Below are 26849 nucleotides of genomic sequence, written 5' to 3' on the forward strand. Positions count from 1 at the left end.
CGTTCCTTAACTGTAGAAACTCTGCGCCAGCGAACTGACCAGCAGCTGCCAGCCGTCGACCAGTACAAAGAGCATGATCTTAAAGGGCAGGGCAATGGTCGCGGGCGGCACCATCATCATCCCGAGCGCCATCAGGACGCTGGCGATCACCAGGTCGATAATCAGGAACGGAATAAAGATGGTAAAGCCGATCTGGAACGCGGTTTTCAGCTCGCTGGTGACATAGGCAGGCAGAAGAATACGCATTGGCACCGCTTCCGGTCCCTGCAGCTCGCCGGTGTTGGACAGGCGGGCAAAGAGGGCCAGGTCGGCTTCTCGCGTCTGGCGCAGCATAAACTCTCGCAGCGGCTGGGCGCCTTTATCCAGCGCCTCCTGCATGGAGATTTTGTCTTCGCTGAACGGCTGATAGGCGTCGGTATAAATCTTGTCGATAACCGGCGACATAATGAAAAAGGTCAAAAACAGCGCCAGCCCCAGCAGAACCTGGTTTGGCGGGGCGGAAGGGGTTCCCAGCGCGTTTCGCAGCAGACCAAAGACGATGATGATGCGGGTGAAGCTGGTCATCATCAGCAGGATGGCCGGAATAAACGTCAGCGAGGTGATGAACACCAGCGTCTGCACCGGAAGCGACCAGCTTTGTCCGCCGCCCGCGAGAGGGGTGGAGACCAGGCCGGGCAGCTGTGCATAAACCGCGGGAGCAAACAGGCCAACGCCCGCAAGCGTCAGGGATAACAAACGGCGCATCAGGATCTCCCGGAACGCTTAAGCAAACTCTTCATGACGGACTGAAAATCCGCAGGGGCGTCTGCGCGCTCGTCCACCACAACAGGGGCGGGCGGCAGCTTGTGTAATACGCTGATGTTTGAGGCCGTGACGCCCAGGACCAGGCGCGCATCGTCTACCTCGACGATGACCACGCGCTCGCGTGGACCCAGCGTGGTGCTGGCGCTGACCTTCAGGCCGCGGGCACCGGCGGTTTTACCCGCCAGGCCAAAGCGCTTCGCCAGCCATGCGGCGATAAGAATAAAGGCAATAATACCGAACAATGCCCCGCTCACCTGGAGCAGAGGCGAGCCGGGAACGGCAGAAGGCTGTGATATTGTTGCCTGGGTTTTCATGCTTAACGGCTCAGACGACGCATACGTTCAGACGGGGTGATGATATCGGTGATGCGTACGCCGTATTTATCGGCAACCACCACCACTTCACCCTGGGCAATCAGATAACCGTTGATCAGAATATCCAGCGGCTCGCCGGCCAGACCGTCAAGGGCCACCACGGAACCCTGCGTCAGGCGCAGCAGTTCTTTGATGGTCATGCGGGTGCGTCCCAGCTCAACGGTCAGCTTAACCGGGATATCCATAATCAGGTCGATATCCTGCAGCGTGCCGCTGACGTCACCGCCGCCGAGCTGCTGGAATACGGCATCCGCTGCACTTTTGGCCGGGGGTGCTTTTTGCTCGTTTAACGCGTCAGCCCACAGATCGTCCAGTGCTCCGCTGTTCTCATCGGACGGATTGTTCATGTCACTCATTTGGGCTGTTCCTCATTCAGCGAATTCAAAATCGGGTTGATCAAGTGCTCAACGCGTAACGCATACTGACCGTTAATCGTGCCGTACTGGCTTGTCAGCACGGGGACACCATCCACATGGGCAATAATGCGGTCGGGTTTTTCTATCGGCAAAACATCGCCGGGTTGTAATTTCAGGATCTGAGATAACCGCAGCGGGATATCGGCGAAGCTCGCCACCAGCTCAAGCTGCGAATGCTGGACCTGGCGGACCAGGTTTTCACGCCAGTTCTGGTCTTCGTTGCGGGAGTTCTCCAGCGGCGGGTTCACCAGCAGCTCGCGCAGCGGTTCGATCATGCTGAACGGCAGGCAGATGTTGAACTCGCCGGTCAGGTTACCGATCTCCACGTGGAACGGCGTGTTAACGACGATATCGTTCGGGGAGGTGGTGATATTGGTAAATTTCACCTGCATCTCAGAACGGACGTACTCCACTTCCAGCGGGTTAATCGCTTTCCACGCGTCGCTGTATGATTCCAGCGCCAGCTTCAGCATGCGGTTAATGACGCGCTGTTCGGTGTGGGTGAATTCACGACCTTCTACTTTGGTCGGGAAACGCCCGTCGCCGCCGAACAGGTTATCCACCGCGATGAACACCAGGCTTGGCGAAAACACCACCAGGCCGGTGCCGCGCAGCGGCTTCAGATGAATCAGGTTAAGGTTGGTCGGCACCGGCAGGTTGCGGGCAAACTCATGGTACGGCTGAATGCGGATCGCACCGACCGTAATATCCGGGCTACGACGCAGCAGGTTAAACAGCCCCATACGGAACTGACGTGCAAAACGTTCGTTAATGATCTCCAGCGCCTGCAGACGTTCACGTACCACGCGACGCTGGGTATTCGGGTCATAGGGACGAATATCGCTATCGCCGCCAATACCCGGTTGCGGATCATCATTGTTATCGCTGTCGCCGTTGAGCAGCGCATCGATTTCTGCCTGAGAAAGAATACTGTCGCCCATGTCGTTACCGCAGAATGAATGCTGTATACAGAACGTCAGTGACTTCCTGCTTAGGTTGGCCGTTTACCAGCGGGGTCGCCAGCGTTTGTTTAATGGCGTCGACCAGCTTTTGCTTACCCACATCGGTAGCCAGCGCCGAAGCGTCCTGACGAGAGAACAGCAGCAGAAGGCGGCTGCGCACTTCAGGAAGGTAATCGTTCAGACGTGAACGGGTGGCTTCATCTTTCAGGCGCAGCGTAATGCCAACGTAAAGCACGCGATCCGCATCACCCAGATTGACGGTGAAGGTATCCAGCGGGAAGAACACTGGAGCCGGCGGAGGAGGTGCTTCAGCTTTGGCTGCAGCGGTGGTCGGTTCCTGCTGCATACGCCAGTAACTATAGCCCGCGGTAGCGCAGGCGGCGAGCGTGATCAACACCAGCAGCGGGATCCAGATGGAACGCTTACTTTTTTTGGTGATAGCGGAGTCAGTCATCTGATACGAGCTTCCTGTTTCGGTACAGCTTAATAAGGTGATTATCCCGTGTCCTGCTGTCGTCAAAGCGTGGAAAAGACGGGGATAATCACGCTACCTCTGGCGTTTAGGCGAAGATGTCTACGGCACTGTTACCGCGCGCTGCGGACTGCAGGGCGGCAGGGACAGGCAGCAACTCATCGCTCTCTTCAGTAAAACCGCCGTTGTTGCCGGAACGCGAAGCCTGATGCTGCTGGGATGAGGACTGCTGCTGCCCGGCAAAGCTCTCGCTGCTGACGCTGCTCTGCGCAAGCTGAATGCCGTTTTCCGCCAGCGAGGTCCGCAGTACCGGCAGCGCGGCTTCCAGCGCCGCACGAACGTGGCTGTGTGAAGAGACCATCTGCAGCTGGGCCTGATTGTCATCCAGCTTAAGCGAAATTTGCACCTGACCCAGATCTTCCGGGTGCAGGCGCAGCTCTGCCGTCTGCTGGCCCTGTTTGGTGAACAGGGTGATATGCTGGCTCAGGGACTGCTGCCATTCGTGGGTACCCAGAGGCTGGCTTAACACCGGCGCGGGGGCGACGGTGGCGGCCGCCTGACTGGTCGCATGGCTGGACATAATCGGTGCCAGAGTGGCCGTTGGTGATGATGAAGAGGACGAACTGGCGAGCTCCTGCTTCTCTGTCGCCGCGGCCACGGCCGGTGTAACAGGCGCGTTGCCCTGCATGGCCGGCTCGTTATTTTTCACCTGGCTCTGATAAGGCGCAGAACTCTGCGCTTTATCATGGCTACCCGGAGGCGCGTTCAGGGACAGTTGGCCCGCGCCGTTTTGCGAAAGCGTCGCGGAATTCAGCGTTGAGGTGGCGGATACGCTCTCGTTGCCTGCCACGCGAGAGGCGGTAGTTTGCTGCTGGTGCGGCAGCATCGCCATCAGCGCGCTTAATCCGGCCAGCTCTTCTTCGCTCAGGTCGCTCTTACCGTCATCTTTGCCGTTTGCCGCATTGAGCGTCTTCAGCGCGTCGCCCTTAGACAGCGGCACCAGCCCGGAAACCAGCGTATCAAGCGACGTGACGGGCGACGTTTCATCGCCGTTCAGCGCGGGCTGGCGCGAGAGCAGGTCGGCAATTTTGGCCTGCAGGGTGGTATCCCCTTTGGCGTCCTGAGCCACTTTCGACAGCTTACTGCCGGCGGCTTTCAAATCGGCCAGGGTTAGCGGCGCATCTTTGCCCTTGCCCGTTGCGTCCGAGAGGGCGCCCGCCAGCAGAGAGAGAAAGTCCTGTGCACCGTCGGCGCCTTTCCCCGTTTGCGTGCCGCCTGACAGGTCGCTGTCGCTCATCAGCAGTTGTTGCAGTGTGATCATTCCGGTTTCCTCATTGATGCGCGCTGGGCAAACTCATCCATTTTCTTCTGATCCAGACGGTTTTCCGCCAGGGTCGTTGCCGCGATCTGTCGGTCCTGTAAAGTCTGCCAGGCCTGCAGCCGCTGCTTCTTCTCGCGCCAGAAATTGAGCGCGGTATCGACTTTCTGGGTCCACTGGTTAAGCTGCTGGCGATGCTGATCTATCGCCTTCTCCAGCGTCTGGATAAACTGCTGATAGTTAATCCAGCGCTGGCTGCCAATGCCCTGTGTCATATCGGTATTGAGGTTGGTGCGATATTCATGCTGATAGTCGATCAACATCTTCAACTGTTCTTCAGCCTGCTGGCACCCGCGTCGCATTGCGCCTAGCTGCAATGCGGCATCATCAACTTCTTTTTCAGCCAGATCTTTCAGCGTTGATAACGCGCTGTTTTGCGCCATGACCTTCGCCCTCCACCTGTGTTACACCTGCGGGAAAATCAGCTCCAGTGCCTGAATTGAATCTTCCCAGTCGGCGCGTTCAAAAATGCCTTGTTGCAAAAATGCCTCCAGCTGTGGCCACAGGCTAATCGCCTTGTCGAGCATCGGGTCGCTGCCTTTGGCATACGCCCCCACGCTGACCAGATCGCGGTTGCGCTGGAAGCTGGAAAGCAGTTGTTTGAAGTTACGCACGCGGGCGTAGTGCTTCTCGGTTATCAGCGCCGTCATTGCGCGGCTGATAGAGGCTTCAATATCGATGGCCGGATAGTGTCCGGCTTCGGCCAGACGACGCGACAGCACAATATGACCGTCAAGGATCGCGCGCGCGGAGTCGGCAATCGGGTCCTGCTGGTCATCGCCTTCCGTCAGTACCGTATAGAACGCGGTGATGGAGCCGCCGCCGCTGATGCCGTTCCCCGCGCGTTCCACCAGCGCAGGGAGCTTGGCGAAGACCGAAGGCGGGTAGCCTTTGGTCGCCGGTGGCTCACCGATGGCCAGCGCGATTTCACGCTGCGCCATCGCGTAACGGGTCAGGGAATCCATGATCAGCAGCACGTGCTTGCCGCGGTCTCGAAAATCTTCGGCGATACGGGTGGCATACGCGGCACCCTGCATGCGCAGCAGCGGCGACACGTCTGCCGGTGCGGCGATCACCACCGAGCGGGCGCGGCCTTCCGCACCCAGAATGTTTTCAATAAAGTCTTTTACTTCACGACCACGTTCGCCGATCAGCCCCACGACGATCACGTCGGCCTGGGTATAGCGCGCCATCATGCCGAGCAGGACGGATTTGCCTACGCCTGAGCCGGCGAACAGGCCCATACGCTGTCCACGTCCCACGGTCAGCAGGGCGTTAATCGGGCGCACGCCGGTGTCCAGCACATGCTCGATAGGGGTACGCTGCAGGGGGTTGAACGGCTGGGTGATCAGCGCGCCGGTTTCGGTGGTGTCCGGGGAGGGCAGTCCGTCGAGCGGTTTCCCGCTGCCGTCCAGCACGCGGCCCAGCAGGGCAGGGCCAAGCGGCAGCTGTTTCCCGCTTTGCAGCCCGTCGCCAGAAATATTTTTGGCATACACGCGCGCGCCGGGCAGAATGCCTTCCACCTCTTCAAGCGGCATCAGGAACAGGCGCTGGCCGTTAAACCCGACCACCTCGCTTTCAACTTCACGCGTTTCCAGACCATCCTGACGCTCAATGACGCAGGTCGCGCCCAGCGGAAGCTGCAGACCGGTGGCTTCGAGAACCAGGCCGGTGGCGCGCGTCAGTCGCCCATAACGACGAACGGATGGCAGTAGCGCCATCTTCGTCTCAAAGTTGTCGAGCGTGGTGAGCCAGCGGGTGAGGCGCGCGGTCATCAGACGACTCCCGGTGCCGCCAGGCGGCACAGTTCCTGCCAGCGGGTGGCGACGCTGGCATCCAGATCGCCTTCATCGGCAGAGACTTTGCAGCCGCCATGATGTAGCGACGGGTCGCCGCGCAGGCGCCAGCCGTGCAGGTTAAGCGTCGCGCCCAGGCTTTCTTCAACGCGCTGCAGGTCGTCCGGATGGACGCGCAGCTGAGGTTTCCCGCTGAACAGCGGCTCCTGCTGAAGCAGACCCTGAATTTGTTTGATAAGCGCGGTGTTATCCACCACGGGCGTCTGGCCGATGACCTGACGCGCGGCTTCCAGCGCCATCTGCATCAGTCGCGAGGCAATCACGCTGTCCAGCGCGTCCAGGGTGTGCTGAAACTCGCTGACCAGCTGCTGCATGCGGGCATGGATCGGCGCCTGCTGCTGGCGCGCCTGATCGATACCGTGCTCTAACCCTTTCGCCAGACCTTCCTGATACCCCTGCTCGTGGCCTTTCTGGCGGCCTTCGTTCAGACCGGCGTTATAGCCCTGCTCGTGCGCCTGCATTTGCAGCTGCGCCAGCATCTGGGCCTGCTGCTCCTCTTCGGTCAGCTCGGGCTGCTCGACGTCCGGGTCAAGCTCTTCGGTTGCGATGACGGCCGGCGTGAACTCGGAGAGGGGAGGCGCCAGATCGTCCGGCGTCCAGCGCTTCCAGGGCAGCTCATTAGACATAGGTGTCGTCTCCGCTGCCAATCACCATCTCGCCGGTTTCCGCCAGACGACGAACAATAAGCAGAATGGCTTTCTGTTCGTTTTCCACCTGAGACAGACGAACCGGGCCGCGGTTGGCAAGGTCGTCGCGCAGGATATCGGCCGCACGCTGAGACATGTTGCGCAGGAACTTCTCGCGCAGCGGCTGCTCGGCGCCTTTGAGGGCGATAAGCAGCGACTCGGAATCCACTTCCTGGAGCAGGCGCTGGATGCTGCGGTCGTCCACTTCGACAAGGTTTTCGAACAGGAACATCTCGTCGATGATTTTCTGTGCCAGCTCGCCGTCGAATTCGCGAACCGCCGTAATGACGGCCTCTTCCTGCTGCGTTTTCATCAGGTTGATGATTTCCGCCGCCGTTCTCACGCCGCCCATTTTGCTGCGCTTGAGGTTCTGACCGTCGAGCAGGTTGTTCAGCACTTCGGTCAGCTCCGCCAGCGCGGCCGGCTGGACGCCGCCGAAGGTCGCGATACGCAGCATCACATCGTGACGCAGGCGTTCTTCGAACAGCGCCAGAATATCGGCCGCCTGACCACGTTTGAGGTGGACAAGGATGGTGGCGATAATCTGCGGGTGCTCGTCGCGGATAAGGTCGGCGGCACTCTGCGGCTCCATAAAGTTAAGCGTTTCGATACCGCTGGCGGTATCGCGCGTTTCCAGAATGTCTTCCAGCAGGCTGGAGGCACGCTCTTCGCCCAGCGCCTTGACCAGCACGGAGCGCAGGTAGTCGTTGGCGTTGATGTTCAGCGCGGCAAACTGTTCGGCTTCCTGTTCAAACTCTGCCAGCACTTCGGTCAGCTGCTTGTTGGAGATCTGACGCACGTTGGCCATGGCCGCACTGAGAATTTGCACTTCTCGCTGGGAGAGGTGTTTAAACACCTCTGCCGCACGATCTTCGCCAATGGTCATCAGCAGGATGACGCTTTTATCGGTGCCCGTAAGCGTATTACTCATGTTCGTTACCCATCCACTGGCGGATGACCAGCGCCACGACGCGCGGATCGTTATCTGACATTTCGCGAATGCGCTGGCTCATCACCTCAGCGCCCATGCGCTGGTTAGCACGACGCTGCTGCAACTGTTCATCTTTGCTGAGGCGCACTTCAACCGCTTCTTCCGTTTCCTGGCGCGCATTCATCTGCTCGCGAGCCGCTTTTTCGGCTTCAGCACGGCGCTGGAGCTGCGGACGAACGCCCTTACGCCACAGCAGCCATGCGACAATCAGCACCAGCAGCCAGCGTCCTGCGGACATCAGCTGGTCGATAAACGCCTGCTGTTGCCAGAACGGCAGTTCACCGCCGGTCTCATCAACCGAGTTGAACGGTGAGTTCACCACGTTGAGGGTATCGCCGCGCTTCTCGGAGTAACCCATCGCTTCACGGGTCAGGTTTTCAATCTGCTTCATCTGCTCGGCGGTCAACGGCAGCGGTTTGCCGTCCGCCAGCGTTTTGTAGTTCACCACTACCGCAACGGAAAGACGCTGAATATCGCCCACGTTCAGTTTAGTGTGGCGAATCGTTCTATCCACTTCGTAGTTCGTGGTTTCATTACGGCTGGTGTTTCGTGGGCCGCTGTTATTCGCCGTTGAGGTGGTCTGCTGGTTAGTCTGCTGACCGTTCTGCTGATTGGCCGGCGGCGTAGAGATCGGCGCCGCGTTAGCCGGGGCAGGCTGGTTAGACAGCGCGCCCGGCACGCCGCCCGGGTAGGCACCGCCGACCTGTTCGTTCGAATTGATCTGGCGTGAACGCATCACCGCCTGAGCCGGATCGCCGTTCGGGCTGTACTGCTCTTCAGTTTGTTCTTTATTCGCGAAGTCGATCTGCGCGGTAACCTGCGCGTGCACGTTGCTGTTACCCACCACCGGGCCGAGGATGGCTTCAATACGGCGCTGGAGACGGTTTTCGACATCGGCGGCATACTTCAGCTGCGCGTCATTCAGATCGCGACCGGCGGTATTGGACTGCGTCAGCAGGTGACCGCTTTGGTCGACCAGCGTCACGTTACCCGGCGGCAGACCGGCGACGGCGCTGGAGACGAGGTGCGTCACCGCGCTGATTTGCCCTTCGTCCAGCGCGCGGCCAGGCTCAAGGTTCACGGTAACGGAAGCTGAAGGTGATTTCTGTTCACGGACAAATAAAGAAGGTTTAGGCATCGCCAGGTGCACGCGGGCACTCTTCACCGGGCCTAATGTTTCAATGGTGCGGGCCAGTTCACCTTCCAGCGCACGCTGGTAGTTCACCTGCTCGCTGAACTGGCTGATACCGAATTTTTCCTGATCCAGCAGCTCAAAGCCCACCGCGCCGCCTTTCGGCAGCCCCTGCTGAGCCAGACGCAGACGCAGTTCGTGCACCTTATCAGCCGGGACCTCCAGCGCACCGCCATTATCGGCAAAGCGATAAGGGATGTTCATCTGGGTAAGCTGGGTGACGATGGCGCCGCCATCCTGATCGGAAAGGTTGCTGTAGAGCGTCCGGTAATCAGGGCTTTTCGCCCACAGGACCATCGCTACAAGGATCGCAATTGCGGCAGCGCCTGCCACGATCAACGGGATTTTAGGATTCGCGCGAAGGCGGTTCATCCACTCGAGTGATTTATTCTGCGGCGCTGTCGATGCTGTTGCACTCATTGCGCACCTCTTAAATCCTGGTGGTTTACGTTATTCGTGTAGAGAAACAAAACTGACTCCCGGGTCGGCAAACACGACAAAAGTTCCATATTGATGGCCCTGCCATTATTTGATGATTCGTGATTTTCTATGCGTCAAATAACCTGGTTTTTTCATGCTATTTACCGCCATTATCTTATTGACAAGCTGTTAGTCTTGACCGCGTAAAAAACCATCCAGGGGAGAGTCATGGCTATACAGGGCATTGAAGGGGTAATCAGTCAGTTGCAGGCAACGGCGATGACGGCCCGTAATCAGAATGTGGCAGATCAGCAGCCGAGCATCAGCTTCGCGGGGCAACTGCATGCCGCTCTTGACCGTATCAGTGATACCCAGACCGCCGCGCGCACTCAGGCCGAAAAGTTCACCCTCGGTGAGCCGGGCGTGGCGCTGAATGATGTGATGACCGATTTGCAAAAAGCCTCGGTTTCCCTGCAGATGGGGATCCAGGTGCGTAACAAGCTGGTGTCTGCGTATCAGGAAGTCATGGGGATGCAGGTTTAAGGCCTGTCGATCTTCGCTGGCAGCCGCAGCGCTTTAATGCCACAATATTTTTTTCTTCGAATGCAGGAAAGATGATGAAAAAAATAGCAATTGCTGGCGCGCTGTTGGCACTGACCGGGTGCGTTCAGGTCGATAACTATAACGACGTGATCAAGCATCCTGTCCCGGCGCATCTGGCGGGATACTGGCAGTCGAAAGGGCCGCAAAGCAACATGGTCAGCCCGAAGGCGATTGCCACGCTGGTGGTGACGGAAGAGGGCGATACGCTGGACTGCCGTCAGTGGCAGCGCGTGATTGCCGTGCCGGGTAAAATCATGCTGCGTTCAGACAGTTATTACAACGTGACGCGTAAGCTGGATATCTATCCGCTGGAGCGCGATGGCTCGACGCTTGAGTATGACGGGCTGGAGCTGCAGAAGGTCGACCGCCCAACGGTTGAGTGTGCCGATTACCTGAGCAAGAATCCGCTCGAGAGTAAACTACCGTAGCCGTTTGTTGCCGGGTGGCGCTGACGTTTACCCTGCGGTTAAAAGCAAAACGGCAACCTCGTTGCCGTTTTTGGTGTATGCGCCCTCTCCCCGTGGGAGAGGGACGGGGTGAGGGCATCAGGCCGCACTTTGCCAGTACTACAACGCATCCTCTATCACCCAAACGCTGACGCTTCCCCCATTACAGGTAAACGTCCCTTCGCCATCCGCCGCCGTGGTGATGGTTTCTTCGCGATTGCCGAGAAAATCCCGCCACGTTTTGTTGCCGTAGTTTTCCCCAAGACAAATCACTTTTTCACCATCATCCCCGTTCGACATCACCACCACGCAGCCGGGATCGTCTTCCGTACCGCTGCGGCTGAAGGCGATGCAGTTTGGATGGTCGAAAAACAGCGTCTGCACGCCGTGGGCAAAACGCTGGCGTGCGAGGATCAGCTCGTGAAGCTGCTCAATCACCGGCATATCAATATGGTACGTTTCACCGTCTCCTCCCGCGTCGTCATAGCTGGCGCCGAAGAGATCCGGATAAAAGACGCTCGGCACGCCATTTTCCCGCAGCAGGATCAGCGCGTACGCCAGCGGTTTAAACCAGGCTTCGACCGGTGCTTCAAGCGCCTGCAAAGGCTGGGTGTCATGGTTCGCGACGAGGGTGACCGCATGAAACGGATCGGCTTCTACCAGGGTGCCGGTGAAGATTTGGCTCATGTCGTAATCCCGGCCCTGACGTGACGCCTCGTGGAATTTCATCTGCAGAGGGGCATCAAACAGCATGGTTTTGCCTTCGACCTGGTCAATATAGGCCTGAAGTTTATCCACCTCATGGGACCAGTATTCCGCCACGATAAACAGCGGCTGGTCGGCGACTTCCTGGACGTGCTCAATCCACTCTTTGTAAAACCAGGCGGGAATATGCTTGACGGCGTCCAGACGAAAACCGTCGCAGTCCGTCTGTTCCATGACCCAGCGTGCCCAGTATTTGATCTCCTCGGTCACGGCGTGATTGCGAAAGTCGATATTTTCGCCCATCAGGTAATCGAAGTTGCCCATCTCATCATCAACCTGATCGTTCCAGCCTTCGCCGGTGTAGTCGTTGACGATTTTAAAGATGCCGTCTTCATCGGGGTTTTCAATATGGTCGACGCCGCTGAAGCATTTGTAGTCCCAGATAAACTGTGAGTACTGCCCGGCCCGGACAGGGAAGGTGTAGCGAGTCCAGGCTTCGCATTCAATGACCTCGTCATCGATTTGCGTGCGGTCCTGTTCGTTCACGCGCTGAACGCGCACGGGCTCTTTTTCATCGGCGCCCATTTTGTGGTTGACCACCACGTCCAGCAGTACGGCAATGTCGTTACTTTTGAGGGCATCAATGGCCTCCAGCAGCTGCGTCTTGTCGCCGTATTTCGTGGCGATACTGCCTTTCTGGTCAAACTCGCCAAGATCGAACAGGTCATAGGTGTCATAGCCGACAGAATACCCGCCGGATGCCCCTTTACAGGCGGGCGGCAGCCAGATCATGTTGATGCCGATTTCGTTAAGATTGGGAGCTAACGCCGTGACCTCTCGCCACAATTCACCGCCAGCAGGGTAGTACCAGTGAAAACATTGTAACAGGGTGGGGTTTTTCATCATCCTTGCTCCAGAAGCCATTGGCAGACTTCTGGAGTATGGATGAAGAAATCATAGTTGTGTGTCGCGGGTAAAACTTTCTGGATAAAGAATATTCCCTGACAGCTTTCCATAGGTAGACGTGATGGATTGCTGTTTACCGGTTTGATCAATCAGATTGCGCAGTTCGTCCATGCGGACTTTCAGCAGTGCCTTTAGCGCATTCTCATTTTCAAGGATCATTTCCAGCAGCGCACGCGCTTGCTCAACCTGAGCCGGAGGGCATGACATGATGGGCGTTTGAGAAATCTTTTCCACCAGTTGAACGTAATGCATTTCCTGCTCGATAAGCGCATCCCATTGACCAGAATGTGCGAGATTTAGCATAGCAATGCTCTGAGCATGTAGCGCCTGCCAGTGGCTAAGCGCTGCGCTGGGATTATTCATCAAAATTATCCTGAAATAGAGGACGCATTGGGGCCGATTTGCTTCCACGCATCCGCAATGTTGTTTAATAAACCCTCGACTTCAACAATTGCGTCTACGTCGTTACTGACATTCGCCAGCAACAAACGTCGAACCATATATTCGTACAAGGAGGCAAGATTACCGGACAATTCGCTCTCAACCTCCATGTTCAGTCCTGCTTTCAAACCGTTGTCGATGATGTTGATGGCTTTGGATAAGGCTTCGCCTTTCTCGCGAATTTGTCCGGCTTCCATGAACAAACGCGCGCGAACAAGGGCGCTATGCGCCCCGTCGAACAACATGACAATCAGCTGGTGTGGACTGGCATTCATGACTGCGCTTTCTACTCCTATCTGCTGATAGGATTGAACACCAGAGGTCTTATACATATCCACTCCTGAAGGCTACGACTACTTTTGTGAGAACTGTTGGGTCAGGTAGTTGGCTGTACTGGTCATTTTGGTGACTAATACGTCCAGACTGGTGAACTGGGTTTTGTAACGCGCCATGGTGGCTTCAATTTGAGCATCCATGGCATCGTAACGTTCGCCCAGCGTTTTCAGCGTTTTGTTGATCCCGTCTTTCGCGTTCTGGATCACCCCGGCGCTGCCGGTACTGGTGCTGAGCATAGTGATCAGCGTGTTGTTCATCTGAGTGGCCATACCGGTTTTCTTTCCGTCACCGACAAAATACTGCTGTACGGCGTTCGGGTTGTCGGTCAGCGCTTTTTTCAGCTTATCGGTATCGACTTTCAGGTTACCGACGGTACCGTCCGAGCCTTTCACCGGGTCCTGGGTGATCCCCAGCTGGGCCATGATCTGAATGGAGCCGGTCTGCACTTCGGTCAGCAGGCCGCGCAGCTGGGACTGAACCCCGCGCACGTTCGCATCACCGACCAGCGCACCGTTGCTGGTAGACTGGCTGCCGGCGCCTGCATCAACCGGAACATACTTCGTCAGGCTGTTAATGGTGGACTGCAGCGAGTTATACGCCGTGACCCAGTCGGTGATCGCCTTCTGGTTCGCATCCGTTGCGCGTGAAACCTCAAGAGTTTCATCGGCTTTGCTCTCGGCCTTCACCGAGAAGGTCACCCCAGGCAGCGCATCGGTAATGGTATTCGACTGGCGCTCGATGGAGATGTTGTTCACCACCACAATCGCGTTCTGCGCGTCGGTGTTGACCGTCAGCGCGCCCGTTTTGGTGGTTGAATCATAACCAATGGCGCTTTGCAGCTTGGCGTCGCCGGTAACGCTTACCGTCATCGCACCATCCGTACCGGTGGTTTTGGATGACAGCATCAGGCGGTAATCACCGTCTTTCGCTTTAATGACGCTGGCGGTGACGTTGCCGTTCGCTTTATTAATGGCGCTCGCGATGCCGGCCAGCGACGTATCGCCATCCGCCAGGGTGACCTCTAAAGGCGTTTTCGTGCCCGGCTGGGTGATGGTGATTTTACGCGTTGTACCTGTCGTATCGCCCAGCAGATCCGTGTTGTTTGCATAAGAGCCGGTAGTGAGTGCCTGCGCCTTTGCAACCTGGTTAACGTTGACAACAAAGGAACCCACGGACGCGTCAGCCGTTGTCGTGGCGGTAAAGGCCGTGTTGGTGCTGCTAACGGACGTTGAGTTCCAGGTGGTTGCTTTACCCAGTGCAGCCGTGGCAGTCTGCAGCGATGTCATGGCGCTCTGCAGTTTGCCGTAAGCGCTTAACTGTGCGTTATACGTTGATTGCTGGGAAGTAATCGTCGTCAGCTTGGTTTTCTCTGCCGCTTCCAACTGATTATATAAATCCCCGAGTCCTGCAGAACCTATCCCGAGGTTACTGATAGTAGCCATGCATATTTTCCTTAAATACGAAAGTAGTTCAGGACTCTTATCGGCCTCTTAAAGTAAAAGTTTACGATCGTGAGAAAAAAATAATCCAAAGAATAGACGCGTCCTGGCGGGGTAAATGAAAGGATTGCACTTTAGTGTCATTATCAGCGCATTGAAAACATGAAAAAGTGTGTGCCTTTTTTGTCATCTCTTTGAGCGTTAAAAAAGCGTAAATAATAAGCCTCCGGCAGACCTTAATTGATTTTTTAAAAATAAAATCATTAATAATCAGTATGTTATAATTTTTTCAAAATTGATTCTAAAGTCTTTTGGGGACCCGTCGATAACCTTGTTGACGGTGAGAGACGCTGTGAGTGTTAGGCACCGGACCTAAAACCCAATTTTTGAAGGAAACAAAATTATGGCAGTTATCAATACTAACCTGTTGTCCCTGACCACTCAGAACAACCTGAACAAATCTCAGTCTTCTCTGGGCACTGCTATCGAGCGTCTGTCTTCCGGTCTGCGTATTAACAGCGCGAAAGACGATGCTGCTGGCCAGGCGATTGCAAACCGCATGACCGCTCAGATCAAAGGGATGACTCAGGCAGCGCGTAACGCCAACGACGGTATCTCCATGGCGCAGACTGCTGAAGGTTCTCTGAACGAAATCAACAACAACTTGCAGCGTGTTCGTGAACTGGCTGTTCAGGCAAGCAACGGCACCAACAGCGCATCTGACCTGGCTTCTCTGCAGGATGAAGTTACCGCTCGTCTGGCTGAAATCGACCGCGTTGCGGGCAAAACTGACTTCAACGGCATCAAACTGCTGGACGGCACTGCAGGTACTGCTGGTGTGGTTAAAATTCAGGTTGGCGTTAACGACGGCGACACCATCAACCTGGATCTGAGCGGCGCTAAAGCTGACTCTACTACTCTGGGCGTGAACGCTATCGACCTGAAAGCAATGACCGCTACCGACCTGAACACCATCGACAAAGCTATCGCTACTGTTGATAAAGCACGTTCTGGTCTGGGTGCTGTGCAGAACCGTTTCACTTCTGCAATCAACAACCTGAACAACACCTCTAACAACCTGTCTGCTGCTCAGTCCCGTATCCAGGACGCTGACTACGCAACTGAAGTTTCCAACATGTCCCGCGCGCAGATCCTGCAGCAGGCTGGTACTTCTGTTCTGTCTCAGGCAAACCAGGTTCCACAGACCGTTCTGTCTCTGCTGCGTTAATATTACGCGTGAAACCCCGCTTCGGCGGGGTTTTTTTATCTCTGCTATTTGAGAATCCGCCTGTGAAACAAATCAGTGTCACTCAACCAAAGCTGGTCGCAGATTTTTCATGTGTCGGTGGGGAATGCCGTGAACATTGTTGTCAGGGCTGGACCATCGCATTTGATAAATCCTCCGTTAACCGCTACCTGAACAGTAAAAATGCCGCCATTCGTCAGACGGCGAAAACGGCGATAAAAGTCACCAAAAAAAACTATGACCACTGGGGTGAAGTGATTTTCCATACGGAAAGTAAAAACTGCCCGTTTATGGATACGGAAAAACTCTGTTCTGTTCATGGCGCCATGGGCGTCCAGGCCTTAAGCCCAACCTGTTCGACATTTCCACGGACAAGCCGGGTCTATAAAAATGAAATCGAAAAATCGCTGAACCTCTCGTGTCCGGAAGTGACCCGACTTCTGTTGAACGATCGGGAGTCTATGTCGTTGATGGAATCTGTCATTGTTCAGCAGGACGTCAATAATGCGCCGATGATTGATTTGAAGGCCAAGGTCATCAATCTCTTCTGCCAGAATATTTTCAGCGTTGAGGGCGTCAGCGTTGAAGAGCAGGTTTACGCCGTAGTGAAATTCCTCATGGTGGCTGAAAAGCTCGATAACATCGCAGAGAATATCGGCACGCTCGAAACGGTCTATTTCTCGCTGGTTAACGAGTTGGTGAGCGGTAAAATCAAAACGGAATTAGGCGGATTTAATCAGAACTACAGCCTGAAATTCGCGTTAATTTCGCTCATCCAGAGCTACTTCACGAAGAAAGTGACAGCCCGCGGCGGTGCGGTATTAAACCGTTATTTTACCCAGCTTTATCAACAATTTGAGTCTTCGGGTGACACCGTCCCGGCAGAGAAGGTCATGGAGAACATCGAGTCCGTCTGGCGCGATGTGGCGGGCAGTTACCTGGCGACCAATGACCATTTATTTAAGAACTTTTTTAAATACAAACTCTGGGAGCAGGGTTTCCCGCAGAACAATGGCCGCAGCATGTTGAATAATCTTTATTTAATCGTTGCGGAGTTCTATTTCCTTAAAACGTTACTTGCCGGTCAGGCGATCGTGGCGGGGAAAATTGAACAAGATAATATTATTGATGTTATTTACAGCTTCCACTCCCTTAGCCAGCATAATCAGGAAGCGGGAAAGCTCTTTCATCAACATATAGATAGCGTCAAACTGGGCGACGATCTTTCATTGTTACAACTGTTAATTTAGCCAGAATAGTTGCCCCTGTTGTGGGCAACCTCAGAATAACCTCACTTTATCCCCCTTTTTCATCCAATTGAACGCCCTGCAGAATCGGATAATCATGCCGATAACTCAACTAACGCAGGGCTGTTTATCGTGAATTCACTCTATACCGCTGAAGGTGTAATGGATAAACACTCGCTGTGGCAGCGTTATGTCCCGCTGGTGCGTCACGAAGCATTGCGCCTCCAGGTGCGCTTGCCGGCGAGCGTGGAACTCGACGATCTGCTACAGGCGGGCGGTATCGGGTTATTGAATGCAGTTGACCGATACGACGCTCTGCAAGGAACGGCATTTACGACTTACGCAGTTCAGCGTATTCGTGGTGCGATGCTGGACGAGCTGCGCAGCCGAGACTGGGTGCCGCGCAGCGTTCGCCGCAACGCGCGCGAAGTGGCGCATGCGATGGGGCAGCTGGAACAGGAACTGGGACGTAACGCAACGGAAACCGAAGTGGCGGAACGTCTTGGCATTGCTGTTGAAGAGTATCGTCAGATGTTGCTCGATACCAATAATAGCCAACTCTTCTCTTATGACGAGTGGCGAGAAGAGCATGGCGATAGCATCGAGCTGGTGACGGACGAGCACCAGCAGGAGAACCCGTTACACCATTTAATGGAAGGGAATTTACGCCAGCGCGTCATGGAGGCTATTGAAGCTCTGCCTGAACGCGAGCAGCTGGTATTGACCCTTTATTACCAGGAAGAGCTTAACCTCAAAGAGATTGGCGCTGTTCTGGAGGTGGGAGAGTCGCGGGTGAGCCAGCTGCACAGCCAGGCCATTAAACGCTTACGAACCAAGCTGGGTAAGTTATAGGTGATTGATTCACCTTAAAAATGCCGCACAACGTATTGACAACCAGGAGTTATCATGACGGTGCAGCAATCTAAAAGACGGCCTTTAAGCCGCTACCTGAAAGACTTTAAACACAGCCAGACGCATTGCGCCCACTGTAACAAGTTACTCGATCGTATCACGCTGGTTCGCCGGGGCGAAATCGTCAATAAGATTGCGATTTCGCGTCTCGACACGTTGATGGACGAAGCAGCATGGCTCGAAGAGCAAAAAGAGTGGGTGGCGCTTTGCCGTTTCTGTGGGGATCTCCACTGCAAAGAGCAAAGCGACTTCTTCGATATTATCGGCTTCAAGCAGTTCCTGTTTGAACAAACGGAAATGAGCCACGGCACCGTTCGCGAATATGTCGTTCGCCTGCGCCGCCTTGGGCAACATCTGTCCGTAAACAATATTTCTCGCGATCTGCTGAAAACCGGTTATCTGGATGAAAATCTGGAGCCGTGGCTGCCTGCGACCAGCACCAACAACTACCGAATTGCGCTGCGCAAGTATGCTCAATACAAGGTACAAATGCCGGGTGCCATAAAGCAGAAAGCCCACGCCGGAACAACTTCTGATATATATTAAAAAAGAATAAGATGTAGCGCAGTCGCCTTTGACGTTGCAGGCGATTTCTCTACACTACGTAAAAATTCCACTATATCGGGGTATTTATGAAATTTGCACTTCTGGGTCGTCAGGCGCTTATGGGTGTTATGGCCGTTGCGCTGGTTGCGGGTATGAGCGTGAAAACGTTCGCCGCAGAAAACCTGCTGAATAAAGTAAAAGAGCGCGGTACGCTGCTGGTCGGGCTGGAAGGAACCTATCCTCCGTTCAGCTTCCAGGGCGATGACGGTAAGCTGACCGGTTTTGAAGTGGAGTTTGCTGAAGAGCTGGCGAAGCACCTCGGCGTTAAAGCGTCACTGAAACCGACCAAATGGGACGGTATGCTGGCGTCGCTGGACTCCAAACGTATTGATGTGGTGATTAATCAGGTGACCATTTCTGACGAGCGTAAGAAGAAATATGACTTCTCTACGCCGTACACCGTGTCCGGTATTCAGGCGCTGGTGAAGAAAGGCAACGAAGGCGGAATTAAAACTGCCGCGGACCTGAAAGGGAAGAAAGTCGGTGTCGGTCTGGGTACCAACTACGAAGAGTGGCTGCGCCAGAATGTGCAGGGCGTGGATATCCGTACCTATGATGATGACCCGACGAAATACCAGGATCTGCGCGTGGGCCGTATCGACGCCATTCTGGTTGACCGCCTGGCTGCGCTGGATCTGGTGAAGAAAACCAACAATACCCTGGCGGTAGCGGGTGATGCGTTCTCTCGTCAGGAATCAGGCGTTGCCGTTCGTAAAGGTAACGAAGACCTGGTCAAAGCGATTGATTCCGCGATTGCTGACATGCAAAAAGACGGCAGCCTGAAAGCGCTCTCCGAGAAGTGGTTCGGTGCAGACGTCACGAAATAAGCTTCTGCCGTAAAAAAAGGCGCTTTTAAAAGCGCCTTTTTTATTTCTTTCGCGTCTGCGTGCATAATGAAAAATATCACATTTTGTCAGAGTTACCGGAGAACCCATGTCACTACAGAATTTAACGCGCTTTCCCCGCCTGGAGTTCATCGGCGCGCCAACGCCGCTGGAGTACCTGCCGCGATTTTCTGATTATTTAGGGCGCGATATTTTTATCAAGCGTGACGACGTGACGCCGATGGCGATGGGGGGCAATAAGCTGCGCAAGCTGGAGTTTCTGGCGGCTGATGCACTGCGCGAAGGCGCGGATACGCTCATTACCGCCGGGGCTATCCAGTCCAACCACGTTCGTCAGACGGCGGCAGTGGCGGCAAAGCTCGGGCTCCACTGCGTGGCATTGCTGGAAAACCCGATTGGCACGCGGGCAGAAAACTATCTCACCAACGGCAACCGTCTGCTGCTGGACCTGTTTAACGTGCAGGTCGAAATGGTGGATGCGTTGACCGATCCGGCCGCCCAGCTCGACGAGCTGGCGACGCGTCTGGAAGCGCAGGGGTTCCGCCCCTACGTTGTCCCCGTCGGCGGTTCGAACGCGCTGGGCGCGCTGGGATATGTGGAGAGTGCGCTGGAAATTGCGCAGCAGTGCGAAGGTGCGGTAAGCCTCTCCTCCGTGGTTGTCGCGTCCGGAAGCGCGGGCACGCATGCCGGGCTGGCGGTGGGGCTGGAACAACTGCTGCCGGACGTCGAGCTGATTGGCGTGACGGTGTCCCGCAGCGTCGCCGAGCAGAAGCCGAAAGTGGTCACCTTACAGCAGGCGGTAGCCGAGCAGCTGGAGCTGAAGGCCAGGGCCGACATTCTGCTCTGGGACGACTATTTTGCGCCGGGTTACGGCACGCCTAACGAAGAGGGCATGGAGGCGGTGAAGCTGCTGGCGCGCCTCGAGGGGATACTGCTCGATCCGGTCTATACCGGCAAAGCGATGGCCGGACTGATTGACGGCATTGCGCAGAAACGCTTTAAGGATGAAGGGCCGATTTTATTTGTCCATACCGGCGGGGCGCCTGCGCTGTTTGCCTACCATCCTCATGTCTAAAAATCAGGTCGAAAAATAATAATGCAAGAAAGTATTCAACTGGTTATTGATTCTCTGCCGTATCTGCTGAAAGGTGCGGTATTTACGTTACAGCTCAGTATCGGCGGGATGTTCTTCGGGCTGGTGCTGGGATTTGTGCTGGCATTAATGCGCATGTCATCCATCCTGCCGGTGCGCTGGCTGGCGCGCTTTTATATTTCCGTATTTCGCGGCACGCCGCTTATCGCCCAGCTCTTTATGATCTACTACGGCTTGCCGCAGTTTGGTATCGAGCTGGATCCGATCCCCGCAGCGATGATTGGTCTGTCGCTCAATACCGCGGCGTACACGTCAGAAACCCTGCGAGCGGCGATCTCCTCCATTGACAAAGGGCAGTGGGAGGCAGCTGCCAGTATCGGGATGACGCCATGGCAGACGCTGCGTCGGGCCATTCTGCCGCAGGCGGCACGCGTGGCGCTTCCACCGCTGAGCAATAGCTTCATTAGCCTGGTGAAAGATACGTCCCTTGCGGCAACGATTCAGGTTCCGGAACTGTTCCGTCAGGCGCAGCTCATTACTTCGCGCACGCTTGAAGTCTTTACCATGTATCTGGCCGCCTCGCTGATTTACTGGGTGATGGCGACGGTGCTGTCTGCCCTGCAAAACTACTTCGAAAACCAGCTTAACCGCCAGGAGCGTGATCCAAAATGAGTGCTATCGACGTCAAAAACCTGGTGAAAAAATTCCACGGTCAAACGGTGCTCCACGGGATCGATCTTGAAGTAGAGCAGGGTGAAGTGGTGGCGATTATCGGACCGAGCGGTTCGGGAAAAACGACGCTGCTGCGCAGTATTAACCTGCTTGAACAGCCGGAAGGCGGCACCATTCGGGTTGGGGATATCACGATTGATACCGGGAAATCCATCAGCCAGCAGAAAGGGTTAATTCGCCGCCTGCGCCAGCATGTCGGCTTTGTATTCCAGAACTTCAATCTCTTCCCTCACCGTACGGTTCTGGAGAACATTATTGAAGGGCCGGTGATTGTAAAAGGTGAATCGAAAGAGGAAGCGACGGTACGCGCGCGTGAACTGCTCGCTAAAGTCGGGCTGGCGGGGAAAGAGACCAGCTATCCTCGCCGTCTGTCGGGAGGGCAGCAGCAGCGCGTAGCGATAGCGCGCGCGCTGGCGATGCGCCCTGATGTGATCCTTTTTGATGAACCGACCTCTGCGCTCGATCCGGAACTGGTGGGTGAGGTGCTGAACACCATTCGCCAGCTGGCGCAGGAGAAACGGACGATGGTGATTGTGACACATGAGATGAGCTTTGCACGCGATGTTGCTGACAGAGCCATCTTCATGGATCAGGGGCGGATCGTGGAGCAGGGACCGGCGAAAAGCCTGTTCGCTAACCCTCAACAGCCCCGAACCCGTCAGTTCCTTGAAAAATTCCTTATGCAGTAGAATTTTTGCACTAATTTGCTCCAGAAAGTTAGGCTGGAGCAAATTATTCTCCCTTCGGGGGCAGTCGTTTGTTTTTTTATTCCATCCGGCCCGGATAAACCTTATCAATAGTAAAGTTAATTGTGCTCATGCCGATATTTTGTAGTTAGAAAAAAGTTTTATGTGTTAGGTTATATTCACCATAATAATGATTATCTTTTAGAGGCTTCATTTAGTAAGTATGAAGGATTCAGACTTTTTCACCTGGCGACGGGATTGCTCCCTCCGGTTTCAGGAATTGACGAATACCGATGAGGTATATCGGGAGCTAGAGCGGCAAACTCAGGCGCTGGAATTCGATTATTACGCGCTCTGCGTGCGGCATCCCGTGCCCTTTACGCGCCCTAAAATCTCTTTGCAGACCACTTATCCAAAGCCGTGGATGGCGCAATATCAATCCGCGAACTATTTCGCTATCGATCCTGTTTTAAAAGCGGAAAATTTCATCCAGGGTCATTTGCCCTGGACAGACGCATTATTTGCCGAGGCTCAGGAATTATGGCATAGCGCCCAGGACCACGGTTTACGCGCGGGAATAACGCAGTGCCTGATGCTGCCTAATCATGCGCTTGGCTTCCTGTCTGTTTCTCGTACTAGTGTACAGGAAGGGCCTTTTGCCCGTGAGGAAATAGAACTGCGGCTGCAAATGCTGGTGCAAATGGCCTTAACTTCTCTGATGCGTTTTGAAGATGGGATGGTTATGCCACCCGAAATGAAATTCAGCAAACGCGAGCGCGAAATTCTGAAATGGACTGCGGAAGGGAAGACGTCAGCGGAAATAGCGATCATTCTCTCTATCTCTGAGAATACCGTTAACTTCCATCAGAAAAATATGCAGAAGAAATTCAACGCGCCCAACAAAACCCAGATTGCTTGCTACGCGGCGGCAACGGGACTGATCTGACAGGATACTACGTTCTGCGTGACAGACGAACAAACGGCTGAATGCACTGCATCCAGCCGTTTTTTGTTACTGGCGGTAGGCTTGTTTGATTTGCTTAACGGTGTTAGCAAATACCGCAGATTCAGCCTGGTCTTCCATCTCAGCGATTTGTTTTTCCATTTTAATGATCACACGACCGGCATCCGCCTGGCCCATCGCCTGCAGCATCAGCGTCAGCAGTGCTTTCAGGCAGTTTACTTCCTGTGCCAGTTCCTGGTTATTCTCCGCAGTGGCAAATTCAGGTGTGCTCATTTATTTTCCTCATTATTTAACGGCGCTAAAGCGCGACGACGAAAGTCAAGGCGGCGGAGTATACCACAAGCTGAAGCAAAAAATGCAGCGGTTGTTTTTTGTACTTTTACGTGGATGTTTAATTGCGTAAACAGAACGTACCGGTAAACTGTACCGTCGTCAAAGGCTATTAATTGTTTATGCCCGGTTCGCTTGCCGTTAATTATTGTTACAAAAATTTGAGATCTGTTTTTTTGCAGGAAAAGCCTGCAAGTTTTTTGTAACTTTTTGAATACAGATGCTTAAAAAAAGCTGCAAAAGCCCTGAATGCATGGTCTCTCTTTCCACGGACTGTACAGCCTAATTTCCAAAAACGAGAGCAAAATCGAATAGCCGGTTTTTTAACGTTTTAATCTTGTGAGGAAAACCGTTAATATAAACCAAATTATCACTCAGTAGCGTTATCCCTATTCTGGAGACATTTCCTTTGATCAACGTCCTTCTTGTTGATGACCACGAACTGGTGCGCGCAGGGATACGACGCATTCTTGAAGATATTAAAGGTATTAAAGTTGCCGGTGAGGCGTGCTGCGGCGAAGATGCGGTAAAATGGTGCCGCACAAACTCGGCCGATGTGGTATTGATGGATATGAATATGCCCGGTATCGGTGGTCTTGAAGCAACACGCAAAATCGCGCGTACCTTTGTTGATACCAAAGTCATCATGCTGACCGTGCATACCGAAAACCCACTGCCCGCGAAAGTGATGCAGGCGGGCGCAGCGGGCTACCTGAGTAAAGGTGCTGCGCCGCAGGAAGTCGTCAATGCAATCCGTTCCGTGTTTGCCGGACAGCGCTACATTGCTTCCGACATTGCCCAGCAGATGGCGCTGAGTCAGATCGAGCCCGAGAAAACCGAATCACCGTTTGCCAGTTTGTCCGAGCGTGAATTGCAGATTATGCTGATGATCACCAAAGGTCAGAAGGTGAATGAGATCTCGGAACAACTGAATCTCAGCCCGAAAACGGTGAACAGCTATCGTTACCGGATGTTCAGTAAACTGAACATTCATGGTGACGTCGAACTGACGCACCTGGCCATCCGGCACGGTTTGTGTAATGCGGAGACGTTGTTAAGTCAGTGAGTGATGTGTTCGATTCAAAAGCATTTCTGAAAACTGTAACCAGCCAGCCTGGCGTCTATCGCATGTATGACGCTGGCGGTACGGTTATCTACGTGGGGAAGGCAAAAGATCTTAAAAAACGCCTCTCCAGCTATTTTCGCAGTAACCTGGCCTCCCGTAAGACCGAAGCGCTGGTCTCACTCATTCAGAATATTGATGTCACCGTCACGCACACCGAGACAGAAGCGCTGCTGCTTGAGCACAACTATATAAAGCTCTACCAGCCGCGCTATAACGTCCTGCTGCGTGATGATAAATCCTACCCGTTTATTTTTCTGAGCGGCGACACCCATCCGCGCCTCGCCATGCACCGCGGTGCAAAACACGCTAAGGGCGAATATTTCGGGCCGTTCCCTAACGGCTATGCCGTGCGAGAAACGCTGGCGCTGCTGCAAAAAATCTTCCCGATCCGCCAGTGTGAAAACAGCGTTTACCGTAACCGCTCGCGCCCGTGCCTGCAGTACCAGATTGGACGCTGCCTGGGGCCCTGCGTGGAAGGGCTGGTAAGTGAAGAAGAGTATGCCCAGCAGGTGGATTATGTGCGCCTGTTCTTAGCCGGAAAAGACGATCAGGTCTTAACGCAGCTGATCGCGCGCATGGAAAAAGCCAGCGCCGCACTCCAGTTCGAAGAGGCCGCGCGGATCCGCGACCAAATCCAGGCGGTGCGCAGAGTCACTGAGAAACAGTTTGTCTCGAATACCGGTGACGATCTCGACGTCATCGGCGTAGCCTTTGACGCCGGAATGGCCTGCGTGCACGTGCTGTTTATTCGCCAGGGCAAAGTGCTCGGTAGCCGCAGCTATTTTCCGAAAGTGCCTGGCGGTACCGAACTGGGTGAAGTGGTGGAAACCTTTGTCGGCCAGTTCTATCTGCAGGGGAGCCAGATGCGCACGCTGCCTTCTGAGATCCTGCTCGATTTTAATCTTGACGATAAAACCCTGCTGGGCGAGTCGCTCTCTGAACTGGCGGGGCGTCGGGTCAATGTACAAACCAAACCGCGCGGCGATCGTGCGCGTTATCTGAAGCTGGCACGCACCAACGCGGCGACGGCGCTCACCACTAAGCTATCGCTGCAGTCGACGGTGAATCAGCGTTTAACGGCCCTGGCAACGCTGCTGAAACTGCCGGAAGTGAAACGGATGGAGTGTTTCGACATCAGCCATACGATGGGGGAACAGACGGTGGCCTCCTGCGTGGTGTTCGATGCTAACGGCCCGCTGCGCGCCGAGTATCGTCGCTATAACATCACCGGGATCACGCCGGGCGATGACTATGCGGCGATGAATCAGGTGCTGCGGCGTCGCTATGGTAAAGCCATAGAAGAGAGCAAAATCCCGGATGTGATCCTGATTGACGGCGGGAAAGGGCAGCTCGGCCAGGCAAAAGAGGTATTTGAGTCGCTTGATGTCAGCTGGGATAAAAACCATCCGCTGCTGCTTGGCGTTGCAAAAGGGGCCGATCGTAAGGCCGGTCTGGAGACACTGTTCTTCGAGCCGGAAGGTGAGGGCTTCAGCCTGCCGCCGGACTCCCCGGCGCTGCACGTCATCCAGCACATTCGCGATGAATCACACGATCATGCCATCAGCGGTCACCGCAAAAAAAGGGCGAAGGTAAAAAACACCAGTAGCCTGGAAACGATCGAAGGCGTGGGGCCAAAACGTCGGCAGATGCTGCTGAAATATATGGGCGGTTTGCAAGGATTACTCAACGCCAGCATCGAGGAAATTGCAAAAGTGCCGGGTATTTCGCAAGGGCTGGCAGAAAAGATCTACTACTCGTTGAAACATTGAGGGCTCTGTAGCAACATAGAGCTAAATTTTACTGACAACAAACAGTTACCGTTATTATGCAATTTAATATCCCTACGTTGCTCACTCTCTTTCGTGTTGTACTCATTCCGTTCTTTGTACTGGCGTTTTATCTGCCGGTCGTCTGGGCACCTTTCGCCTGCGCATTGCTCTTTCTGATCGCGGCAGTCACCGACTGGTTTGATGGCTATCTGGCCCGTCGCTGGAATCAAAGCACCCGTTTCGGTGCCTTCCTCGATCCGGTGGCAGACAAAGTGATGGTCGCTATCGCCATGGTGCTGGTAGCCGAGCACTATCACACCTGGTGGGTAACGCTGCCGGCGGCAACCATGATCGGCCGTGAGATCATTATCTCTGCGCTGCGCGAGTGGATGGCGGAACTGGGTAAACGCAGCAGCGTGGCGGTCTCGTGGATTGGTAAAGTCAAAACGACGGCGCAGATGGCGGCGCTGGTCTGGATGCTCTGGCGTCCGAACGCCTGGGTTGAATGGGCGGGAATTGGTCTGCTGTGGGTGGCGGCAGTGCTGACGCTGTGGTCCATGCTGCAATATTTGAACGCTGCGCGCGGGGATTTGCTTGATCAGTGATCGTTTCGCCGTAATTTTCAGCAAACGATCCGGGGATGCAAAAAATAACGTTGACTCATAACGTCATATCAGTAGAATGCAACGCATCGAACGGCGGCACAGTCAGCCGGACGATAATGAAATCAAGTGGTTAGATGTTTACTTGATGTTCTGCGGGAATAGCTCAGTTGGTAGAGCACGACCTTGCCAAGGTCGGGGTCG

The 26849-nt window shown here is 54.8% G+C and carries 30 protein-coding genes and 1 pseudogene; 14 read left to right on the forward strand and 17 right to left on the reverse strand.

The genetic code is table 11. The features are described 5' to 3' along the window. Positions 1–6 precede the first annotated feature (6 nt). The 11 genes from fliP to fliF form a co-directional block, all read right to left on the reverse strand. A complete protein-coding gene (fliP, locus tag ADJ24_RS15850) occupies positions 7–744 on the reverse strand; it encodes a flagellar type III secretion system pore protein FliP (RefSeq protein WP_008500316.1) in 738 nt (245 codons plus the stop codon). After that, a complete protein-coding gene (gene fliO, locus ADJ24_RS15855; RefSeq protein ID WP_023312309.1) occupies positions 744–1118 on the reverse strand; it encodes a flagellar biosynthetic protein FliO in 375 nt (124 codons plus the stop codon). The genes fliP and fliO overlap by 1 nt, the downstream gene beginning before the upstream one ends. A gap of 2 nt (positions 1119–1120) precedes the next feature. Beyond that, positions 1121–1534: a flagellar motor switch protein FliN gene (fliN, locus tag ADJ24_RS15860; protein ID WP_023312308.1), complete on the reverse strand. Its 414-nt coding sequence runs from the start codon at positions 1532–1534 to the stop codon at positions 1121–1123. Beyond that, complete coding sequence (fliM, locus tag ADJ24_RS15865; protein ID WP_023312307.1) at positions 1531–2535, reverse strand: flagellar motor switch protein FliM; 1005 nt, start codon at positions 2533–2535, stop codon at positions 1531–1533. Before fliM ends, fliN begins: the two co-directional genes overlap by 4 nt. Positions 2536–2539: 4 nt before the next feature. Beyond that, entirely contained in the window at positions 2540–3010 is a 471-nt protein-coding gene (gene fliL, locus ADJ24_RS15870) for a flagellar basal body-associated protein FliL (RefSeq protein WP_023312306.1), read from the reverse strand. Between the two features lie 106 nt (positions 3011–3116). Next, positions 3117–4349, reverse strand: a complete 1233-nt coding sequence (gene fliK, locus ADJ24_RS15875) for a flagellar hook length control protein FliK (RefSeq protein WP_048702933.1) — start codon at positions 4347–4349, stop codon at positions 3117–3119. Continuing rightward, positions 4346–4789 (reverse strand): flagellar export protein FliJ, encoded by a 444-nt coding sequence (gene fliJ, locus ADJ24_RS15880; protein WP_023312304.1) that lies wholly within the window; start codon positions 4787–4789, stop codon positions 4346–4348. The genes fliK and fliJ overlap by 4 nt, the downstream gene beginning before the upstream one ends. A 21-nt stretch (positions 4790–4810) precedes the next feature. Next, positions 4811–6181, reverse strand: coding sequence for a flagellar protein export ATPase FliI (gene fliI / locus ADJ24_RS15885; RefSeq protein ID WP_023312303.1), 1371 nt, complete (start codon positions 6179–6181; stop codon positions 4811–4813). Beyond that, on the reverse strand, positions 6181–6888 hold the full coding sequence (fliH, locus tag ADJ24_RS15890; protein WP_023312302.1) for a flagellar assembly protein FliH: 708 nt from the start codon (positions 6886–6888) through the stop codon (positions 6181–6183). Before fliH ends, fliI begins: the two co-directional genes overlap by 1 nt. Beyond that, a complete protein-coding gene (gene fliG, locus ADJ24_RS15895; RefSeq protein WP_023312301.1) occupies positions 6881–7879 on the reverse strand; it encodes a flagellar motor switch protein FliG in 999 nt (332 codons plus the stop codon). Before fliG ends, fliH begins: the two co-directional genes overlap by 8 nt. Further along, positions 7872–9551, reverse strand: coding sequence for a flagellar basal-body MS-ring/collar protein FliF (fliF, locus tag ADJ24_RS15900; protein WP_023312300.1), 1680 nt, complete (start codon positions 9549–9551; stop codon positions 7872–7874). The genes fliG and fliF overlap by 8 nt, the downstream gene beginning before the upstream one ends. Positions 9552–9779: 228 nt before the next feature. Between fliF and fliE the strand changes: the two genes are divergently transcribed. Both fliE and yedD read left to right on the forward strand, forming a co-directional pair. Then, complete coding sequence (gene fliE / locus ADJ24_RS15905) at positions 9780–10094, forward strand: flagellar hook-basal body complex protein FliE (protein ID WP_008500329.1); 315 nt, start codon at positions 9780–9782, stop codon at positions 10092–10094. Between the two features lie 74 nt (positions 10095–10168). Further along, entirely contained in the window at positions 10169–10582 is a 414-nt protein-coding gene (yedD, locus tag ADJ24_RS15910) for a lipoprotein YedD (RefSeq protein WP_023312299.1), read from the forward strand. A gap of 138 nt (positions 10583–10720) precedes the next feature. Here the strand turns inward: yedD and amyA are convergent, their stop codons facing one another. The 4 genes from amyA to fliD are packed head-to-tail and all read right to left on the reverse strand — an operon-like array spanning position 10721 to position 14490. Then, positions 10721–12208: an alpha-amylase gene (amyA, locus tag ADJ24_RS15915; RefSeq protein WP_032668508.1), complete on the reverse strand. Its 1488-nt coding sequence runs from the start codon at positions 12206–12208 to the stop codon at positions 10721–10723. 51 nt (positions 12209–12259) lie between these two features. Next, positions 12260–12634, reverse strand: coding sequence for a flagella biosynthesis regulatory protein FliT (fliT, locus tag ADJ24_RS15920; protein ID WP_023312297.1), 375 nt, complete (start codon positions 12632–12634; stop codon positions 12260–12262). Positions 12635–12639: 5 nt separating this feature from the next. Continuing rightward, positions 12640–13044: a flagellar export chaperone FliS gene (fliS, locus tag ADJ24_RS15925; RefSeq protein WP_023312296.1), complete on the reverse strand. Its 405-nt coding sequence runs from the start codon at positions 13042–13044 to the stop codon at positions 12640–12642. A 21-nt stretch (positions 13045–13065) separates the two neighbouring features. Beyond that, the gene (gene fliD, locus ADJ24_RS15930; RefSeq protein ID WP_023312295.1) at positions 13066–14490 is read right to left on the reverse strand and encodes a flagellar filament capping protein FliD; all 1425 of its coding nucleotides are present in this window, start codon (positions 14488–14490) and stop codon (positions 13066–13068) included. Between the two features lie 400 nt (positions 14491–14890). Between fliD and ADJ24_RS15935 the strand changes: the two genes are divergently transcribed. The 9 genes from ADJ24_RS15935 (at position 14891) to sdiA (ending at position 22800) form a co-directional block, all read left to right on the forward strand. Then, positions 14891–15715, forward strand: coding sequence for a flagellin (locus tag ADJ24_RS15935; protein ID WP_023312294.1), 825 nt, complete (start codon positions 14891–14893; stop codon positions 15713–15715). 62 nt (positions 15716–15777) lie between these two features. Next, positions 15778–16983, forward strand: a complete 1206-nt coding sequence (gene fliB / locus ADJ24_RS15940) for a flagellin lysine-N-methylase (protein ID WP_023312293.1) — start codon at positions 15778–15780, stop codon at positions 16981–16983. Positions 16984–17112: 129 nt separating this feature from the next. Further along, positions 17113–17832, forward strand: a complete 720-nt coding sequence (locus ADJ24_RS15945) for an RNA polymerase sigma factor FliA (protein ID WP_014170714.1) — start codon at positions 17113–17115, stop codon at positions 17830–17832. A 54-nt stretch (positions 17833–17886) separates the two neighbouring features. Next, positions 17887–18438, forward strand: coding sequence for a flagella biosynthesis regulatory protein FliZ (gene fliZ, locus ADJ24_RS15950; RefSeq protein WP_023312292.1), 552 nt, complete (start codon positions 17887–17889; stop codon positions 18436–18438). A gap of 86 nt (positions 18439–18524) precedes the next feature. Continuing rightward, complete coding sequence (tcyJ, locus tag ADJ24_RS15955; RefSeq protein ID WP_023336163.1) at positions 18525–19325, forward strand: cystine ABC transporter substrate-binding protein; 801 nt, start codon at positions 18525–18527, stop codon at positions 19323–19325. A gap of 106 nt (positions 19326–19431) precedes the next feature. Then, positions 19432–20418, forward strand: a complete 987-nt coding sequence (gene dcyD, locus ADJ24_RS15960; protein WP_023312290.1) for a D-cysteine desulfhydrase — start codon at positions 19432–19434, stop codon at positions 20416–20418. A 21-nt stretch (positions 20419–20439) separates the two neighbouring features. After that, positions 20440–21108: a cystine ABC transporter permease gene (gene tcyL / locus ADJ24_RS15965; RefSeq protein ID WP_023312289.1), complete on the forward strand. Its 669-nt coding sequence runs from the start codon at positions 20440–20442 to the stop codon at positions 21106–21108. Continuing rightward, positions 21105–21857 (forward strand): L-cystine ABC transporter ATP-binding protein TcyN, encoded by a 753-nt coding sequence (gene tcyN / locus ADJ24_RS15970; RefSeq protein WP_023312288.1) that lies wholly within the window; start codon positions 21105–21107, stop codon positions 21855–21857. Before tcyL ends, tcyN begins: the two co-directional genes overlap by 4 nt. 220 nt (positions 21858–22077) lie before the next feature. After that, entirely contained in the window at positions 22078–22800 is a 723-nt protein-coding gene (sdiA, locus tag ADJ24_RS15975; protein WP_045356857.1) for a transcriptional regulator SdiA, read from the forward strand. 66 nt (positions 22801–22866) lie between these two features. Here the strand turns inward: sdiA and ADJ24_RS15980 are convergent, their stop codons facing one another. Further along, positions 22867–23091: a DUF2594 family protein gene (locus tag ADJ24_RS15980; protein WP_008500345.1), complete on the reverse strand. Its 225-nt coding sequence runs from the start codon at positions 23089–23091 to the stop codon at positions 22867–22869. 25 nt (positions 23092–23116) lie between these two features. Beyond that, positions 23117–23185, reverse strand: a pseudogene (locus ADJ24_RS25865) (hypothetical protein); the annotation flags it as partial. Positions 23186–23557: 372 nt separating this feature from the next. Here ADJ24_RS25865 and uvrY point away from each other — a divergent pair. From uvrY to pgsA, 3 genes are read left to right on the forward strand one after another with little or no spacing between them, the layout of a single operon-like run. Then, entirely contained in the window at positions 23558–24214 is a 657-nt protein-coding gene (uvrY, locus tag ADJ24_RS15985; RefSeq protein WP_013096026.1) for a UvrY/SirA/GacA family response regulator transcription factor, read from the forward strand. Beyond that, positions 24211–26043 carry an excinuclease ABC subunit UvrC gene (gene uvrC / locus ADJ24_RS15990; protein WP_023312286.1) on the forward strand — a complete coding sequence of 611 codons (1833 nt, stop codon included), beginning with the start codon at positions 24211–24213 and terminating at the stop codon, positions 26041–26043. The genes uvrY and uvrC overlap by 4 nt, the downstream gene beginning before the upstream one ends. A gap of 56 nt (positions 26044–26099) precedes the next feature. Then, entirely contained in the window at positions 26100–26648 is a 549-nt protein-coding gene (pgsA, locus tag ADJ24_RS15995; RefSeq protein WP_023312285.1) for a CDP-diacylglycerol--glycerol-3-phosphate 3-phosphatidyltransferase, read from the forward strand. Positions 26649–26849: the final 201 nt, after the last annotated feature.

It is taken from the genome of Enterobacter sp. 940_PEND, assembly GCF_001059415.1.
Classification (GTDB): Bacteria; Pseudomonadota; Gammaproteobacteria; order Enterobacterales; family Enterobacteriaceae; genus Enterobacter; species Enterobacter cloacae_M.